Below are 18,197 nucleotides of genomic sequence, written 5' to 3' on the forward strand. Positions count from 1 at the left end.
TTGAATTGTTTTGCATCACTGCTCGAATATCGAGACCATAATCAAGCCAATCATTAATTATTTATCTTTTCAATCTCAGACTACATATGAATACTATGCTGCTCAAGAATTTCTGAGACTTTTATCATCTCGTCTTCAGTATCTTCTGCCATAGTAATCTGTATCATCAGTGCTTCACCTTCATCAGTTGTGAATTTCACCAGATAGCCGTTCTTTCTTAGGAAAAGTAAGGTTGCTAGAAATGCCGTTCGCTTGTTTCCATCTGCAAAAATATGCTTCTTGGTGATTTTTTGCATGATATAAGCAGCTTTCAACCAAATTGTGGGATAAAGAGCTCGTCCAAAAACGATCATCTGTGGCTTTCAACTACTAATGAAAGGCCCACTGGATATTGAATGCCCTGGTAATGTTGCCCTACCCCAGCAAGCGCATATTGATTAACGGCGATTATTTCTGCTTGTGTTAAATAGATCATTTGTCTTTTAACCGTTCCATCAGTTCGCTGTTATCATCAAAAAGCTGCTTGATCATCGCTTTAGTCTCGTCACTAACCTCTTGTTTTTTGCGAAAAGTAATGGTCTGGCCATCTGGTGAAATACTTTTTTCAAACTCGTCGCCTGGGTTAGCATGAAGAAGTTCCTTATCACTCTTAGTCAATCGCAGGCCAAATGAGTTGCCGGTTTTGAAGAGTTTGGATTTGCCCGTCAGCTTAATCATATGATCACCTCGTAATTGCATAATAGCATATTGTAGTTACGGAAGTCATTTACAGATAATTGTTCCCATAACTTTTACAGTCGCTTCTTTTTCTCCAAAACATAGCTGAATTTTTAGGGATTCAGGATCTTTTTAAGCTAAGCGTGTCGGCAAACAAAACGGCCTGACTACGGAAATATCCGCAATCAAGCCGCATCGTTTCGTTTATTTATTTTTCAGCTGCGATTGTACCGCCAGCCGATTCTTTATTTTAAACAACCGTTTCGCCAGCCGTAATTTCTTCAACGCGGGTAATCGCCCGTGCAACAGCCTGTTCACCCGTATCGATTGGCAGGAAATGAATCTGCGTGCCGTCTGCGGAAGTGTCGTGGGCAATCTGCGCCACCACGTCTTGATCTGAGCCATCAAGATTCAGATCAGCAAGGCAGACTGGCAGACCCATGCTGCGGTAAAGCGGCAAAAGCTCAGCCATTTCATCCTCACGCTTTTCAAGAGCCAAAAGTACCAGAATCCCATAAGCAACCCGTTCGCCATGCAGCGAATCACTGGTTTCTGGAAAGACGGTCAAAGCATCATGAACCGAATGAGCACCGGTTGCCCGCGCAAAGTAGTCGCCCCAGCCGCCAACCAGGCCAGAAGTTACGATCACCGTCTCAACTACCTTACGAAAGACCGGCGTCACTTCGCCCTTCTTCATGTCAGCAATTGCCTGTTCCGAGTTTTCCAGCAGATCGTCGCGGCAGGCCTGAGCCATTGCCCGCGAGATCGTCAGCTGCGTGTTGAACTGTTCTGGCTGCATGTTTTCAAAAATCATCTCGGATTCGTAGTACTTGGCCAGCGTGTCGCCAATCCCCGCAACGAAATAGTTGATTGGCGAGTTGACGATTACCTGAGGATTAAGCAGCATAATGTCGGCCGTTTCATGATAGATCTCGTGATTGATATGCTCGCCGTTTTCATGGTAGTGCACGCTTAAAGCCGACCATGGCGCACAGTTGCTGGCCAAGGTTGGAATCAGGCCAAGCTTAAAATTGGTTCCCTGCGTAACGCTTTTGACGGTATCCAGGCACTTGCCGCCGCCCAGACCGATTACCATATCAACCTGATTTTCCGTTGCAATCTCTTTGACGCGTGCGATTTCTTCATAGGAGCACTCGCCATTGAAGGGCACGTCAATGATTGCTACGCTGGCTGGCATCTCTGGCATGTAAGGCTTGGCTGCGGCCCATGACTTTTCACCATGCAGGAACAGCACCTTCTTGATGCCGCCTTCCTCAAAATAAGTTGGCAGGTAGTCATAGGCATCATTGGCAGAAATAAAACGTTGTGGTCCACATTGTGAAAACATCATGGTAGATTCCCTCTTTCATGTATCTTATGTCGCATTGGTCAAAATCTTCATCCGGCAAAACAAAAGCTCCCATTCGCTTTGAATGAGAGCTTCATTTGAGGCCCTCAGCCAAGCTAAAGAAGGGCCAAATTATTTTCAGTCAGCACTGAATAATAATCGGGTCCTTGATTGACAGCATCAGCAGGGCTTGTTTTTTGAGAGCCGTTTGCTGATTAAATTGAACATTGAATTGAAATTCCATTTTAAACGGCTCCTTTCTGTTTTAAGCCTGGTCAAGATTTAATGGTGTTAGTTTATGATAATTAAATTAGAATGTCAATATATTTTTTAATTTAAATTAAAATAAACGTTTTTGATTTACTAAAATAAATTGTACCGTCATGTGCGGAAATGATTTCAGCAAAGAGTCTAGATATCGGCAATGCTGCTTTTGCCAGTCAAACAGCCGCTAATGAACCGCTAAGCTGCTGAGACCGAATAAGTGATGACTGGTTTAAAACGACTATTAGTGCTTGTTAATATGATTTTAATCAATTTCCATATCCATGATCAGTCGACTAACCATTGAATTTTTATTTGGTATAATCGTATTTTAAAAAGGGGGAGTTTTCAATGGCCGACACCAAGGGACAAGCTGCACGCTTCATGCTGATCAAGCTGCTGACGGAAGGGATGGTAACCAGCAGCGAGATCGAAGCCGTGGCCAATGTCAAATCAGATGCCATCAACAAGAACTTCAATAAAATCAAGCAATGGCTGGCACCAATGGAGATCACCGTCCAGTCGTTCAATGATCATGATCGGATTTTTCGGTTAAACACGGCACCAAAGACGATCGATTTCCGCCGCACCTTGATTATCGCCAAGATCATCATTGCCAGCCGCGCCTTCAGCAAAGCCGACCTTTCCGCGGTCATCAAGGGATTAATGGCTCCATTTAAGGTCGTCAATAAAGATGAGCTTTTCAAGGTGCTTTTAAAACCCAGTCGTGACGAGTACCAGCCCGTCCAATCACTGGTTGACGTCAATACCTTTGAAACGATCTGCCATGCCCTGTCGGATCAGCACGTCTTGAAAATCGTCTACCAAGACGCACATGGTCAGATTGCTCAGCGCGAACTGGATCCGTTAAGCATCGACTTTAACGATCACTATTTTTATCTGCGCGCAATTTTATACAACGTGCCGGAAAAAGCTAACAACATTCGCAACTACCGGATCGATCGCATTCAACAGGCCAGTTTAACCAGCCTGCCGATCGACTGTGATCCCGATGCCATTGAAACCAGCCGCAGCGCCAACATCAACAGTCTGGCCAACATGTTTGGCAGCATCAACGGGACGGTCGAAAAAATCGTGTTCCGCTGTGCACGCCGCATCATCGAGCCATCACTCGACAAATTTCCCTATGCAGCCAAGGTCTATCATGAAAATGACCTTGCTGCACCGATCTATGACGCCAGAAAACAAGAGTCGTTTGACTTTGATCAGCTGGCTGCCGATGAGGAAAACGTCGTCATTGAAACCCACGTGGCCAACATTCAAGGCGCCTTGATCTGGCTGCTCAGTGCCGGTTCACAGGTTAAGATCTTGGAACCGACTGCCCTGGTTGACCAGATTAAAACCGAGCTGCAAAATGCGCTGAATAACTATAAATAGTCTCAAAATCACGATTCAATCCTAAAAAATGACGCTGGGTCAAGCTGATCCAGCGTCATTTGCTATTTTAAACGATTTTAGCGAGCATGATAACAAGCCATCTGCTGCTTTTTGAAAGTCAGCTAAGCGGCTGGTCTGAGATACCAGTCCAGCCAAAGCGAAAAGATCAGCCCGATCAGTCCGCCAGCCAACAGCAGCCCGCGCATGATCGACCAGCTGCACAGCATCACCAGGCAGCTGACCGCCAGACTATACTTGAGCATCAAGCGGCAAGGCGCCTGCCAGCGTGCTCTTTGCCAGTTGCGGTTGATGATTTTGACATCTCGTTTGATTTGTTCACGATTACCTTGATTATGGTCATGCTGCAGATAGACGATCATTTCTTTTTGATTGCTGATGCCCCACCAGCTGTAGCGCGGCTGGACAAATTGACTGCGTGAGATCTGAGCTGGATCAGACGTATGCTGATGGCGGCGCTCGGCTCGACGAATCACGCCAGTCTTTAGCTCAACATCGCCCTGTTCATCATATGCTGAAACCGGTACGTTGATCAAAGCGCCTTTAATGATCAAAAACCAGTCTTGACGATGCTTTTTTTCGTGCTGCCGCATTGCATACTGAACGTCTTTGGGCAATTGATACCAGTGCTTTTTGCCGTCTGGCAGCTCAACTTGCACCCAAAAGCTGTACCATTTTTTGCGCTTGGCCTGCTGAATCTCAGCTAACGCCCGCTTGGCAAACGACCAGTCTCGCATGTCTGGCTGACGATCCATACTCATTCCCCCATTGATAGACTATTTTTCATTATAGGTTAATTAGCCACCCGCAGCAAACATCAAAAAATCCCCGACCCAAGTTTTGAGCCGAAGATTTCATTTCAACATTAGGCATTTCTTCACCGATTTTTACATAAACATTCGCCACTAATCGATAAAGCGTCGCAAAAAATCGATCTCATCAGCATTGCAGCGGGCCGCGATTTCGGGATCCTTTTGGTTGACATGGAAAACATGACCGCGGGGGTGTTGAGAATCGCCATAGCTTCTAAACTCATGCGGAATTTTTCGATCAAGCAGATACTGATCAAAGCGGACGGCCGTATCATGCAGAAAGTCTTGGTTGGCAGTCATAATAAAGACCGGCAAAAAGTCCTTGGTAATATAGTCTTCTACTTTCAGATCATGTGGATGCAGCGAACGGGCATGTCCTGTAAAATAGGCATCCAGAACGCTTGGCTGAGCCAGCTGCCGTTCCAAAAAGTAGCAGCCGCAGTTGAGCAGACCAGCTTTTAGGTTTAAATCCGGCATCTGCATTTCCAGCAGCTGTGCATATTCTGGATTGGTATACATCACCAGATATTGTTCTGCCATCTGCGCGCCGGCACTGTCGCCAGCAATGAAGACGTTGTTGAGATCCAGGTCATACTTCTCGGCGTGCTGCACCAGCCAGTGAAAGACTTGGTTGGTTTCCCGCAGCTCGCTTGGGTATTCAACTTCTGGTGCCTTGCGATAGTTAAAGTTGATAAAGGCAAAACCCATCCGCGCCATCGCCAATCCATAAAATTGATAGGTTTCTTTGTTACCATAGACAAAACCGCCGCCATGCACGTGTACGATCACCGGCAGTTTTCCTTGATAGCGATGCGGCCGATACAAATCGAGCAGGTTGTCATCACCATGATCACCATAGCGAATATTGTCAAAGCGATCAACGTTTTCTGGGTACGGATTCAACCCGGCATCACGCGCATCGTCATTTATTTTGGCTTCATGGCGAAACTTTTCAATGATCGGCAGCCATTTTAAATCGACGTATGAATTGATTTCCGTCATTAAAAATCCCTCCGCTTCTAAATTCATCTAATCCGATTATAACGCGGATAGAAAGCGCTGTCTTTGATTAATTTTCAGCTGGCGGCCGCTTAATCAGCTGTCCCAGATAACTGACCACGCCGATCAATGCGATGCCAGCCGTGATCTCGATTGCCAAAGGAGTTACAAAACGGGCCAAAAACAAACAGCACAGCAATGCTATCACGGCCAGCACCATTTCATAAATGTCAATATGGTCAATCTTGCCTTGTGCATGCCGCCGTTTTAAGTCCGCAAATTCAAGCTTGATGGTTGCCATCGCCACGAATGCGTACTGAACAACGGCAATCATGATGCTGCAGGGAATCAGCGCCAGATAATCCCCCGCCATTACCAAAATCAAAACAATGCCAGCCGTCAAAAGCGTGGCAACGTATGGAACGCCATTTTGTGATTTGATGCCGATAAACCTGGGCAGCAGCGCTTTTTCATTAGCCAGCGACGAAACCACGTATGGCGTACTGTAAAACATTGAGATCGCAACGCCGGCAATCGATCCTAACATGCCGATCATAATCACGGCCTCGCCCAGCTTGCCAAACTGCTGACCAAACGCCCAAGCCAGCGGTGCGTCTGCGTTGTCGATTCGATTGCCAAGCATCCCGATTGCCACGCTCATGGTAACCATATAGATGACGGCAACGCTAATGACCACGCCAATCAAAAGCTTTGGCAGGTTCTTTTTGGAATTGTGAATGGACGATGCCTGTACCGGCAAAAAAGAAAATCCTGGAAACATAAAGAAGATCAGCATAAACGCATGATCAAAGTCATCAATCGAATTATGAACCGCAGCATTAAAGTTGCCCGGCTTGACGTAAAAAATCCCCAGCACGACAAACAATCCCAAAACTGCCAGCTTCAAGACCGTTGAAAAGTTATTGGCCCAAGTTGATGCCTTTTTACCCAGCAGCCGGATCGTCAATAAAATCAGAATCATTCCCAGTCCAGCCCAGCGATAGACCGTAATCTCGCTTAATCGCGGCAGCCATGGTCGCAGCCCGCGTAAAAAAGCCGCGATCTCGGTAGCAATAGCCGCGGCGCCCTGCAGCCAGGTAAACAGCCCGATCTCAAAGCCCCAAAATCGGCCAAACTCTTTGTAGGTATAATACCAGCCCGCGCCATTCCCCGAAAAGTGATGCGCCATCTCGGCATAACAATAGGCCATTGCCAAGACTGCCAATGCCGCCAGCAGAATCAAGGCCAGGCTCCAGTTGCCGGCATCCTGAAACAGCACGCCAGGCAATAAAAAGATGCCGGACCCGACCATGCTGTTGATCCCGAATAAAAACACCGAGGCAAAGCTGATTTTGCCCGCTTGATGATTTGGCATGTCCATCCCCCCTTTTTAATATAATTATAATAAATCTATCACTGAATTGACTGCTTGATAAGTTTTCAAAGATAAAATCGTATGGCTAACGACTTTATTGATTGAAATTGATCATCGCGTCCCATTGAATTAATTAAACCTTTCTAAATTTGAATTTTCTGCTATACTAAAAACTAAGTTGAATATTTTTCCGCACTAGGGGAGTCCATGTTCTGGACTGAGACGCGCGCAGTGACGCGTAAACTCTTTGAACCTGTTAAGTCGATGCTTGCGAAGGAAAGTGCTTCTTCTTTTTGAATTGGAATCAACCAGATCCGCGAGCGTTTTAACGAGTTCGCGGATTTTTTATTTCAGCCAATCAAAGGAGGAATTCAAATGAGTCTGATTGCACAGCTGCGCAAACAAAATCCGGTCGTCTTAACGGTTGCCAACATGGTTACGCCCGCTGATGTTGCCAATGGTTTAAACGTTTTAGGCGCTTCGCCAATCATGTCCAAGGCGCCCGAAGAAGCCGAAGACATGGTCAAGATTGCCCAGGCCGTTACGATTAATCTGGGAACCGTTGAAGCCGCACAAAGAGAAGAGATGCTGGCGGTTATGGATGCCGCGCAGTTTTTAGAGGTCCCAGCCGTTTTTGACCCGGTGGCCTGTGCCGGCAGCGCCTACCGTACTCAGGTCGCCAACGAGCTTTTGAGCAAGTATCACTTTGCCTGCATCCGCGGCAATGCCGGCGAGATTGCTGCGTTAGCCGGGATTGACTGGCAAAGCCACGGCATCGATGCGGGATCTGGTGATGGTGATCTGACCGCCATCGCGCAGAAATGTGCTCAAAAATACCAAACCGTTGTTGCAATGACTGGAGCCGTAGATATCATCACTGATGGTCAAAAAGTCATCAAGGTTCCGTTTGGCTCGCCGCTATTTGCCGTTCACGTGGGAACTGGCGACATGCTTTCCAGTATTATCGCGGCCTTTATCGGTTTGGGCGGCAGTGTCTTGGAAGCGGCCGCCACGGCTTGCAAGGTATTTGCCTTAGCCGGCCAGGCCGCGGCTAAAAAGACCCAGATGCCAAGCCGCTGGTATAACATGTTTTTGGACAATCTTTACCAAGCCGATGATCAATTGATTGCAGCCTGGCAAACCGAATTACAGAAAGAAGACTGAAGATGATCAATGAATTTCCACAAGCCCTTTCGATTGCTGGCTCTGATTCAGGTGGCGGCGCGGGCATGCAGGCAGATCTAAAAACCATGCAGATGCGGCATGTTTTTGCCACGACTGTTTTAGTGGCCATTACGGCACAAAACACGCTGGGGGTTCAAGACGCCATGCCGCTGCCAAAAAAAATCATTGATGAGCAGTTTGCCTCCTTAAACGCCGATTTAAAGATCCGGGCCTGCAAAACGGGCATGCTGGCTGACACTGAAACCGTTGAAACCGTCGTCGCCAATCTTAGACAATACGACTTTGGACCATTGATAGTTGATCCAGTCATGATTGCCAAAGGCGGCGCGCATCTGTTGACCGATGAGGCAATCAGCACGGTCAGGACCAAGCTGCTTCCCCTCGCCGATCTGGTAACGCCCAACCTGCCGGAAGCAGAGGCACTGGCTGAAATGACGATCAAGAACAACGCCGATATGAAAGAAGCTGGACAGCGGCTGCAGGCTTTAGGCGCCAAGAACGTCTTGGTTAAGGGCGGTCATTTTAATGATCAAAAACAGGCCAGTGACTTTGTATTGCTGGCTGATGGATCAAGTTTTTGGATGAGCTCGCCCCGGATCGACACCAAACGCACGCACGGTACTGGTGATACGATCTCTGCCTGCATTACTGCCGAGCTGGCTAAGGGCGTGTCGATGGAGAACGCGATTCGTATCGGCAAGGCATACGTGGAAGCCACGATTCGCGATGGCATCCAGGTTGGGCACGGGCACGGTCCTTTGAATCACTGGGCAGTCTAGGAGGTCCGTATGCAATTTAGAGAAGAAATGCTTCACTGCTATCTGGTTGGCGGCACCCAAGACGTCAATCATGATCCAAAACAGTTTCTAAATGACGTATCAATCGCAATGGACAGCGGCATTACCGCCTTTCAGTATCGCGAAAAAGGTACCAGCCAGCTCAACCAAGAACAGCGCGTGCAGCTGGGACTGAAGCTGCGCAGACTTGCCGATCAGCATCATATTCCGCTGATCGTTGATGATGACGTTGAATTGGCCCAGGCAATCAACGCTGACGGCATCCACGTTGGTCAAAAGGATCAGCGTGTCGAACAGGTCTTAGCCGCGGTTGGGGATACTATGTTTGTCGGCTATTCATGCAATCAGCCAGCACAGATCGAGCATGCTAATCAGCTGCCGGTGGCCTATGTTGGCAGTGGTCCGATTTTTCCAACCAACTCAAAAAATGATGCTGATCCAGCGATGGGACTTGAAAAACTGCATGAGCTGGTCACGCTAAGCACCCATCCAATCGTGGCCATTGGCGGCATTACCGAAGCCAACATGGCTAAGACGCTTGCTGCCGGAGTCGCTGGTCTTTCAATGATCTCGATGATTCTGCAAAGTGCTGACATTCAAAAAACCGTTCAGCATATCAATTCTTTATACTAGATCAACCAGGTGAAATTTTTATGAACGACGCAAAAACCACTAAATTTTCTGAAAAACTGCATCAAGCAGCTGCACCACTCTGGCAAAAAAGCATTCACCATCCATTTATCACTGAACTGGCCAGCGGCAAACTGCCATTGGCAACCTTTCGCTATTATCTGACGCAGGATACCAAATACCTGACCGCGTTTGAAAAGCTGCACGAAAAAACCGCCGCCCTGCTTCCTCAATCACAGGGCGCGCTGCTCTTAAAGCTGGCCAACGGTTCCGGAGAAGACATTCAGCGCAGTCCAATGCTGCAACAGCTCAAGCTCAGTCCAGCAGAGATTCAGCAAGCTCCCATCGCTCCTAACAACTACGCTTACATTACCCATATGGAACATCAGCTGAACGTTGATCCCGCTGCTGCCGTGACCGCTCTTTTGCCCTGCTACTGGCTTTATGATGAGATTGCCGACTACTGGAAAGATCAGACCAGTCCCGTTCCCGTCTACCAAGCATTTTTTGACAGCTATCAGACAGTCGGTTTTGATACCAGTACTCAACAGCTGATCGGCTTAGTCAACGAACTGGCCGCCAACAGCAGTGAAACCGTCAAGCAACAGATGATGACGGCCTTTTTGCGCAGCAGCAGCTATGAGCTGGGCTTTTGGCAAATGGCTTATACTCACCAGACCTGGGCCGACCTGGCTGATAATTAAGCAACAGATATTTAAAACGCTGGATTGCATCTGACAACCCAGCGTTTTTTTAATGTTTTGCGACCGCGCTGTTTAACTCTTTGCGGTCTCCCAAATAGATCAAGAAAATGATTGGCACGATGATCAGCATGACCGGGTAAAAAGCTTTAAGCGGCAGATACTGGTCAATCAAGCCCCCTAGAACCGGTCCCAGCGTCATCCCAATGTCAACGCCCAGAAAAAACGTTGAACTGGCCAGTCCCTGTTCTCCTTGTGGCGCCAGCATCAGGGCCGTTGACTGACAGACTGAGTAGATGATGCCATATCCCATTGCCATGCCAGCGGCCGCCAAAGCCATTTCCCAATTGGTTTTCATAATTGACAGCATGATCAAATAAAAAACATTGGCCAATAAACTGACGATCAGCCATTTGCCGAAACGAACCGTGTCGAATTTAGTACGCAGACAAAGCCGGATTACCAGCAAAACGGCCGCATAGATCATAAAGTACGCGCCCACGGCAACCGATAAGTGACGCTGCTCAACATAGGTCACGATATCAGCCTGCGTGGCAAAGTAAGGAATTGCAAACAGAGCCGTCATGGCCGCAACTGGCAGCGCGCTTTTTTGAATGATCTTGATTCGGCCGGACCCATTTGAGCGCAGTTTCTTTACCGGCACGGAACGATCACTCACAAACTGAACGATCACTGCAACCAAAAGCGCCGCCGCGGCCGAGACGATAATGGCAGGCCGGTAGCCGATTACGTGATACAGATTAATGGAGACTGCCGGGGCAAACGCCATTGCCAGTGCATTCATGATTCCATACAGTCCCATCGCCTCGCCAACATGCGACAATGGCACCAAGCTGGCCAGCCAAGTCGTCATGCAGACGGTGCACAAAACGTACCCCGTCCCGTTGATCAAGCGAAACAACATCAGCAGGCCACTGTTGGGTACGAAAATATAGCCAGTCACACCAATAAAGCTCAGCAGGCCGCCCCAAGAAGCCAGCCGATACTTTGAGATTCGGTCCGTCAGATTACCGGCAATTGGTCTGAGAAACATTGCCACCAGACTCATCATCCCTGCGATCACACCGGCAAACGTGCTGCTGGCTCCCAGTTTTTGCGCATAGCCATTAATCAGCGGATTACAGTACATGTTGCTGAACATAAAGCAAAAAGACGCAATCATGACTAAAATCACGTCTTTGGTATAGATTGATTCTCGCTTTGCCAAAATGCCACTCCCTATAAATTGATAACATTTTCTCATTATACTCTAATAATCAACGTAATAAAAGAGCACCGCCGCTTTTTGCGACCGTGCTCGGTTTTTAATATTTAGCTAGGTATTCATCGACCGCTTCGTGAAAATCGTTTTCCAGCTCTTCAAAATCGCGGCCTTCATATAATACCAGGTGACGAACGCCAACGATATGGCCAAAGAGTCCCTGCTTGCCGCTCATTTGCTCAACCGTGCCTTGTTGACCGCGATAGTTAAGCAGCAGCTGGTCTGGTTGGCCTGATTTGGCATTTTGACGATTCTTCTCGTCGGTTTTCTTGCCAAAATAGAATGCACCTGGCAAAGCAACCACCAATGCTCCTAAAACGGCCCAGCCATCATCAACGGCCGTCGCGACTGGCAGACTGGCTAAAGAGGATAACGCTGAAGCAGTGCTTTCCGTAGCATCGATGCTGGCTGCCTTCGCGGGTACCGCCACCAGCAGCAGACCAAACAGGACCAGACTAAACATCATCATGCGAGTTTTCTTCATTGTTATCCCCTCCTTGAAAATAAACCATCTGATATCCTACCGTTCCATCATAACATGTTTCGTAACGTTTTAGCAATCGTTTCCAAACCAGTGTTTAAAAGATGTACAACGTTATACTTTTTGGGGCATAAAAAGACTGATGCACGGTTAAGCACATCAGCCATAAATTGTCTTAAAGCAGCTTCATAACCGCGGCAATGCTGGAGTAGGCCATAAAAGCAACCACGATCCAGCCCGTCCAAGTCAGCCAAGCCGGATGATGATAATCGCTCCCCATGATCTTGGACCTGTGCGCGGCAACCAGCAGAATACCCAAGGCGATTGGCAGGATAAAGCCGTTCAGCGCGCCAACCACAACCAGTACCTTGGCCGGCTGACCGATGAAATAGAAGATCGCCGTGGCAAAAACGATAAAGCCGATCGTAATCCAGCTGCGGAACTGATCAAACTTGGCATTGCCCTTCTTGCTGACGGCATAGTCCAGAAATGAGACCGAAGTAAACGTTGAGCCTAAGACAGAAGACAGGCCGGCCGCGATCAGGACCAGGCCAAAGAACTTGTAGCCAAAATTACCGGCCGCGTATTTAAAAATCGAAGCCGCGGGGTTGGCCGGATCAAGCTTGTAGCCAGCCGTTACCACTGCCAGACCAGCCAAAAAGAGCATTACCCGCACGATTGATGCCAGCCCAATCCCCGTCAAGGCACCTTCATTAACGTACTTGATGTCTTTTTGACCACTGGCACCGCCCGCCAACAGACGGTGACCACCGGCAAATGAAATGTAGCCTCCAACGGTTCCGCCAACGATCGTCAAAATCGAGTAAAAGTCAATGTGGGTTGGCTTAAACGTATGAACGACCGCGGTTTGGTAAGGCACCTTCATAACGCACAGAATGTAGATCAAAACCAGAACAATGATGGCCGCCAACACCTGAACCGTGCGATCAACGGCTTTAAGAGCATCTTTAATTACCAAGACAATAATTGAAAAGATACCAATCAACACGGCCCCGGCTTGCGGCGAGATGCCAAACAAAACATTGAGCCCTAAGCCAGCCCCGCCGACGTTGCCAATATTGAAGAACAAGCCGCCAATCGCCACCAGCGCACTCAGCAGATACCCCAAGCCCGGAAAGACCTCGTTAGCAACCACTTGCGCGCGCTTGCCGGCAACGACGATAATACGCCAGATGTTCAGCTGCACGACAATATCAACTAAAATACAGATCAAAATGGCAAAACCAAAGTCAGCGCCTAATTGACCAGTAAAGGTAGCTGTTTGGGTCAAAAAGCCGGGACCGACTGCCGACATGGCCATTAAGAAAGCCCCGCCGATCGCAGCCGCGCGCAGTTTTTTGTCATGAGAAACCGGCAGCTCAGATGCGCCATTCTTATTGTGCTTTTGCATAGACATCTTCCTCTCTTATGTAATAACCGTTAGCTGCTAAATTAACTATCAATCATCAACCAGCGTATCAAGCATGGCGCGGGTCAAAAGGCGCGATTGCAATTGCTGCGTCCTTAAGCGCCGATCGCAGTGCGCGGACGATTGCCAATGCCTCCTCATTGTCGCCGTGAACACAGATCGTATCGACTTCAAGCTCAACCCGCTCGCCAGTAATCGCGGTTACGGCATGCTCTTTTATCATGCCAACCGCACGCTCAGCGACTGCCTGCGGATCATGGAGCACTGAATGCGGCTTGACTCGGGGCACCAGCGTCCCATCAGCCTGGTAGGCACGGTCGGCAAACACCTCGCTGGCATAGGGCAGACCGACCTCACGCGCAGCCACGATCAATTGACTGCCGGCCAGACCATAGATTGGCAATTCCGGATCCACCCGCTTGATGCCACGACAGATTGCAAGCGCCAATGGCAGATCCTTGGCTGCCGCGTTATAGAGCGCCCCATGCGGCTTAACGTGATGCAGTCGGTGTCCCTTGACGAATCCCTGCAGTGCCGCGACCTGATAGGTAATCATGTTCTCCACGTTTTCCAGCTGCATGTCCATTCTGCGGCGCCCAAAACCCACGCGATCTGGATAGCTGGGATGAGCCCCAATTGCCACACCGTTTTGTTCAGCAACTGCCACCGTTTTGGCCATGACGTTTGGATCACCGGCATGATAGCCACAGGCAACGTTAGCCGAGGTAATCAGCGGCAGAATCTGATCATCATTTCCCAGGACATAATGACCAAAGCTTTCACCCAGATCACTGTTTAAATCAACTCTCATTTTGCTGCTCCTTTCTTGAATCGTTCTCATTCATTTGTCATTGCTTTTTTTCTGCAGATCATCAAGCCAGTTGACCGTTGCCGTTAAGCGTTGGAACGATGGCTCTTTTAGAATCTGAGCCAACAGTCCGAGGTTGGTTTGAATTCCGGTAATCACCGTTTCATCAATCACTGCCTGCATCTGCTGCAAGACTCGCTGCCGACGATCGCCATAAACGATGATTTTAGCGATCATGCCATCATAGCTGTTTGGGACGACATAGCCTTGATAGATTGCCGTATCAACCCGGACGCCCTGACCACCTGGCAGATGCAGTCCGGTGATTCTGCCCGGCGTCAAGGCATTGATGCGGCATTCAAGGGCAAAGCCATGCGTGGCAACCAATTGCGGTTCTAATTCAGCACCAGCCGCCAATCGCAGCTGCAGCTCAACCAAATCAACATCGGTAATCATTTCGGTAATCGGATGCTCAACTTGAATGCGGGTGTTCATCTCCATGAAGTAGTAAGAGCCGTCATGATTATATAAAAACTCAATCGTGCCCACGCCTTCATAATTCAATTGCGCAACTGCATCAGCCGAGCGCCGCAGCATCTCATCACGAATCCGCGCGGGCACTACCACGGCCGGAGCTTCTTCCATGACTTTTTGATGGCGTGCTTGAATCGTACAGTCCCGTTCACCCAGCGCAATCGCATTGCCATAACGATCGGCAGCAATCTGCACCTCGATATGCCGCGGGTTGGCCAGATACTGCTCCAGATACATCTGACCGCTGCCAAACGCGGCCTTGGCTTCATCTTGAGCGACCGTAAACTTGGCAGCCATCTCATCCGGTGAATTAACGATCCGCATGCCCTTGCCGCCACCACCCGCACTGGCCTTAACCATAATCGGATAGCCAATCTCCTGGGCCTCTTGCAACGCTTCAGCTAGACTATCAATCGTCGTGCTGCTGCCTTTAACGACTGGCAAGCCGGCTTTGGCAACCGTCATGCGCGCCTGTTCCTTGTCCCCCAGCAGCCGCATCACATCGCCGCTTGGACCAATCAGCTTGATGCCATTTTTCAAGCAGGCGTCTGCAAAATCGGGACTTTCCGACAAAAAGCCATATCCCGGATGAATCGCGTCAGCACCGGTTAACTGAGCCGCGGAGATAATGGCGGCAATGTTGAGGTAGCTGGCATTGACGTTATCGGGTCCGATACAGACGGCTTGATCAGCGAGCTGAACTGCCAGCGACTTGGCGTCAGTCTCTGAATAAACGGCCACCGTCGCCAGTCCCAATACTCGACAGGTACGAATGATCCGAACCGCGATCTCGCCTCGATTGGCTACCAGCACTTTATGAAAGGGCCATTTGCTGACGGAATTATTTAATTTGAATAAGCGGCTGGTCATATTCAACCCCCTCTTCATTGTTTACCAAAACCTTTTCAACGATGCCGTCACGGTCAGCAACCACATTGGTAAAGACTTTCATGGCTTCGATCACCCCGACGACATCGCCCTGCTTGATATGATCGCCTGGCTTGACGTATGGCGGATCCTGCGGCGACTTAGCCGTGTAGAAGACCCCAATCGTTGGCGCGTTGATCGTATTGCTGCTGGTAACGACTTCTTTAGGGGCCATGATATGATGACTGGGATTGCCATGCTGCGGGGCAACGCTGACTGGCTGAGTAAACGATTCACTGGCTGAGCGCTTGACGCAAATTCGTTCATCGCCTTTTTCATACTCAAGTTCGGTCAAATCATTTTCCTTGAGCAGCTTGATGAGTTCTTCAATATTCTTGGTATCCAAATCAATCACTCCTTAAAAAGTCGTTGAATCCGCTGGCTGGCTTCCCGCGTAATTCCATATGGCATTTGATAGCGTGCCTTTTTGATGCGACGATGCAGTTCTTTTAAGGCTGCCTGCTGCTGTCTAAGCAGTTCCTGTGCGGCATCCAATTCAATCAGTTCAAATTCAATCCGCTGCTTGGGGCGACACTGTACCAGCTTGGCCAGATCTACCGTGGCGACAACCGCCAGCAATGGATAGCCGCCAGTTGTCTGACGATCAGCCATTAAGACAATCGGTTCGCCATTTGCCGGCACCTGTATGCCCCCCATTACCGTTGCCGATGAGAGCATGCTTTCCTGTTTAGTTTCCATAACGTCGCCTTTTAAACGATAGCCCATGCGATCAGACTGGTTGGTTACCGTATACGTGCCTGATAAAAAGCGCTGCTGATCTTCTTCAGCAAACTTATCCCACTGTGGTCCCTTTAAGACGCGAATCTTAATCGGCTGTTCTAGATCTGGTAATTCAGGCAATGGTGCATGACGATGATAGTAGCTGACCAAAGTGGGCTTGGCTTCGATTGGCAGACGATCACCGCTGAGCAGTGCCCGACCGTTCAAGCCACCCAGCTTTAAACGCAGCGTGGTCGAGCGGCTGTCCAGCACCAGTGGCAGATGCAGACCACCTGCTACTGCCAGATAGCCAATTCGTCCTTTAACGGCAGGACCGATTTTTAAAACGTCTCCCGTATGTACCTGCAGGCAGCGATATCCTTTGACTGGCTGATCGTTGAGCTGAGCATGAAACTCGGCTCCCGTTAAGGCAATGAACGTTGTGGCCATGAAACGCAGCGTAGGCCCAGTCAGCGAGAACTCTAATGCGGCCGCGTATGGCGAATTGCCTACCAATAAATTGCCAACCTGCAGCGCCTGCTGATCCATCGCTCCCGAAGCCGGAAAGCCATTGATCTGATGCATTGGCCGGCCCAGGTCCTGAACGGTGGTCTGTAGGCCTGGTTCGATCACGTTAATCATCGGCATCTGATGTCACCGCCTTTACTTGATACTTGCCAAGCCGATCAGCCAGCTGGATCCTTTGAAACTCTTCTTCGTCAACGGCAAAGAACCGAACACTGTCCCCGGCATGATAAAAGCTGGCTGGATTTTTTTCGTCATAAAGCTTGAGCGGCGTCTGCCCAATAATGCGCCAGCCGCCTGGTGAAGCCACTGGATAAAAACCGGTCTGCTCGCCAGCAATCCCAACGCTGCCCGCCGGAATCTCCAGGCGTGGCTGTTCTAGACGAGGCATGGCAATCTTTTGGTCGACGCTGCCCATGTAGGCAAAGCCGGGTAAAAAGCCCAAAAAGTAGATCAGATAAGACTGGGCGGTATGCTCTTTAATGACTTCAGCCGTGCTTAGACTGGCAAAGCGCGCCACGTCTTTTAGATCCGGACCATACTCGCCGCCATAGCAGACTGGGATCAGCCAGGTCTTGGATGGCGGCAGCGGTGCGTTCATCGATTCTTCAATCAAGGGCTGCAGCTGCTGTTTCAGTTCAGCAAAACTGATCTGGCTGCCGTCAAACGCCACGGCCAGCGTCCGATAGGCTGGAATAATCGTTTTAACCGCCGAAAGATGCTGTTTTAGAATTCGTCGACCAATCTGCTGCAGATGACGATTAACGACTGGGTCAATCCGATTGGCAAACTCAATCGCCAGCGCTTGATCACCAACTGGTATAATCTGATAACTGGTCACTGAACATCCCCCCTTTTTATCAGTGACTTAAAATTATTAAATCAATCATTATAGAACGATTAGAGTAATTTTTATGCTATTTGAATCGTCCAAACTTGTCAACCTTGCTTATATTCACAGCTCTTCCACAATCTCACTTTGCTTTTTCAAACACGGCTATTCACTAACTTTTTCTTAATAAAATAAATCAAACCATGCTATAAATTAAAAAAATTAAGAATTTGAATATTTCAAAAAATTTTCCATTTTAAAAAAACAGCGTTATGCCAGACCGTCAAAAGCCCAGCATAACGCTATCAAATATTTGTAAATATTAAAATCAATCAGCCAGCTGGTTTACCAATCAGTGATTCGGCATCCTGCTCAAGCAAACATCGCGCTGCTGGCTGAGTCAGTTCATTATCAA

At 48.7% G+C, this 18,197-nt stretch carries 19 protein-coding genes and 1 riboswitch; of the genes, 5 read left to right on the top strand and 14 right to left on the bottom strand.

Annotated elements, in window-relative coordinates:
* Positions 1-80: 80 nt before the first annotated feature.
* The 3 genes from ABC765_RS06300 to ABC765_RS06310 form a co-directional block, all read right to left on the bottom strand.
* On the bottom strand, positions 81-353 hold the full coding sequence (locus ABC765_RS06300; protein WP_347979971.1) for a type II toxin-antitoxin system death-on-curing family toxin: 273 nt from the start codon (positions 351-353) through the stop codon (positions 81-83).
* A 118-nt stretch (positions 354-471) separates the two neighbouring features.
* Positions 472-717 (bottom strand): hypothetical protein, encoded by a 246-nt coding sequence (locus ABC765_RS06305; RefSeq protein ID WP_347953331.1) that lies wholly within the window; start codon positions 715-717, stop codon positions 472-474.
* A 250-nt stretch (positions 718-967) separates the two neighbouring features.
* Complete coding sequence (locus ABC765_RS06310) at positions 968-2,068, bottom strand: iron-containing alcohol dehydrogenase family protein (protein WP_347979972.1); 1,101 nt, start codon at positions 2,066-2,068, stop codon at positions 968-970.
* A gap of 612 nt (positions 2,069-2,680) precedes the next feature.
* Between ABC765_RS06310 and ABC765_RS06315 the strand changes: the two genes are divergently transcribed.
* The gene (locus ABC765_RS06315; protein ID WP_347979973.1) at positions 2,681-3,727 is read left to right on the top strand and encodes a WYL domain-containing protein; all 1,047 of its coding nucleotides are present in this window, start codon (positions 2,681-2,683) and stop codon (positions 3,725-3,727) included.
* Between the two features lie 122 nt (positions 3,728-3,849).
* Here the strand turns inward: ABC765_RS06315 and ABC765_RS06320 are convergent, their stop codons facing one another.
* The 3 genes from ABC765_RS06320 to ABC765_RS06330 all read right to left on the bottom strand — a co-directional run bounded on the left by ABC765_RS06320 (position 3,850) and on the right by ABC765_RS06330 (position 6,931).
* Positions 3,850-4,500 carry a hypothetical protein gene (locus ABC765_RS06320; protein ID WP_347979974.1) on the bottom strand — a complete coding sequence of 217 codons (651 nt, stop codon included), beginning with the start codon at positions 4,498-4,500 and terminating at the stop codon, positions 3,850-3,852.
* Positions 4,501-4,650: 150 nt separating this feature from the next.
* Positions 4,651-5,559 carry an alpha/beta hydrolase gene (locus ABC765_RS06325; RefSeq protein WP_347979975.1) on the bottom strand — a complete coding sequence of 303 codons (909 nt, stop codon included), beginning with the start codon at positions 5,557-5,559 and terminating at the stop codon, positions 4,651-4,653.
* 67 nt (positions 5,560-5,626) lie between these two features.
* A complete protein-coding gene (locus ABC765_RS06330) occupies positions 5,627-6,931 on the bottom strand; it encodes an APC family permease (protein WP_347979976.1) in 1,305 nt (434 codons plus the stop codon).
* Positions 6,932-7,118: 187 nt separating this feature from the next.
* A riboswitch (TPP riboswitch) is annotated at positions 7,119-7,227 on the top strand.
* Positions 7,228-7,306: 79 nt separating this feature from the next.
* Here ABC765_RS06330 and thiM point away from each other — a divergent pair.
* The 4 genes from thiM to ABC765_RS06350 are packed head-to-tail and all read left to right on the top strand — an operon-like array spanning position 7,307 to position 10,247.
* Positions 7,307-8,095: a hydroxyethylthiazole kinase gene (thiM, locus tag ABC765_RS06335; protein WP_347979977.1), complete on the top strand. Its 789-nt coding sequence runs from the start codon at positions 7,307-7,309 to the stop codon at positions 8,093-8,095.
* Between the two features lie 2 nt (positions 8,096-8,097).
* On the top strand, positions 8,098-8,895 hold the full coding sequence (thiD, locus tag ABC765_RS06340) for a bifunctional hydroxymethylpyrimidine kinase/phosphomethylpyrimidine kinase (protein WP_347979978.1): 798 nt from the start codon (positions 8,098-8,100) through the stop codon (positions 8,893-8,895).
* Positions 8,896-8,904: 9 nt separating this feature from the next.
* Entirely contained in the window at positions 8,905-9,546 is a 642-nt protein-coding gene (gene thiE, locus ABC765_RS06345; protein WP_347979979.1) for a thiamine phosphate synthase, read from the top strand.
* 20 nt (positions 9,547-9,566) lie between these two features.
* Positions 9,567-10,247, top strand: coding sequence for a TenA family protein (locus ABC765_RS06350; protein WP_347963731.1), 681 nt, complete (start codon positions 9,567-9,569; stop codon positions 10,245-10,247).
* A 49-nt stretch (positions 10,248-10,296) separates the two neighbouring features.
* Here the strand turns inward: ABC765_RS06350 and ABC765_RS06355 are convergent, their stop codons facing one another.
* The 8 genes from ABC765_RS06355 to pxpB form a co-directional block, all read right to left on the bottom strand.
* Entirely contained in the window at positions 10,297-11,472 is a 1,176-nt protein-coding gene (locus tag ABC765_RS06355) for an MFS transporter (protein WP_347979980.1), read from the bottom strand.
* Between the two features lie 97 nt (positions 11,473-11,569).
* Complete coding sequence (locus ABC765_RS06360; RefSeq protein WP_347979981.1) at positions 11,570-12,010, bottom strand: hypothetical protein; 441 nt, start codon at positions 12,008-12,010, stop codon at positions 11,570-11,572.
* Between the two features lie 172 nt (positions 12,011-12,182).
* A complete protein-coding gene (locus ABC765_RS06365; RefSeq protein ID WP_347979982.1) occupies positions 12,183-13,418 on the bottom strand; it encodes an NRAMP family divalent metal transporter in 1,236 nt (411 codons plus the stop codon).
* 67 nt (positions 13,419-13,485) lie between these two features.
* On the bottom strand, positions 13,486-14,247 hold the full coding sequence (locus ABC765_RS06370; protein ID WP_347953344.1) for a 5-oxoprolinase subunit PxpA: 762 nt from the start codon (positions 14,245-14,247) through the stop codon (positions 13,486-13,488).
* 30 nt (positions 14,248-14,277) lie between these two features.
* Positions 14,278-15,648, bottom strand: coding sequence for an acetyl-CoA carboxylase biotin carboxylase subunit (locus tag ABC765_RS06375; protein ID WP_347979983.1), 1,371 nt, complete (start codon positions 15,646-15,648; stop codon positions 14,278-14,280).
* On the bottom strand, positions 15,620-16,060 hold the full coding sequence (locus ABC765_RS06380; protein ID WP_347953346.1) for a biotin/lipoyl-containing protein: 441 nt from the start codon (positions 16,058-16,060) through the stop codon (positions 15,620-15,622). Before ABC765_RS06380 ends, ABC765_RS06375 begins: the two co-directional genes overlap by 29 nt.
* Positions 16,057-17,073, bottom strand: a complete 1,017-nt coding sequence (locus ABC765_RS06385) for a biotin-dependent carboxyltransferase family protein (protein ID WP_347979984.1) — start codon at positions 17,071-17,073, stop codon at positions 16,057-16,059. The genes ABC765_RS06380 and ABC765_RS06385 overlap by 4 nt, the downstream gene beginning before the upstream one ends.
* Positions 17,060-17,791, bottom strand: coding sequence for a 5-oxoprolinase subunit PxpB (gene pxpB, locus ABC765_RS06390; RefSeq protein ID WP_347979985.1), 732 nt, complete (start codon positions 17,789-17,791; stop codon positions 17,060-17,062). Before pxpB ends, ABC765_RS06385 begins: the two co-directional genes overlap by 14 nt.
* Between the last annotated feature and the right edge of the window lie 406 nt (positions 17,792-18,197).

Source organism: Limosilactobacillus sp. WILCCON 0051 (assembly GCF_039955095.1).
GTDB classification, from domain to species: Bacteria; Bacillota; Bacilli; order Lactobacillales; family Lactobacillaceae; genus Limosilactobacillus; species Limosilactobacillus allomucosae.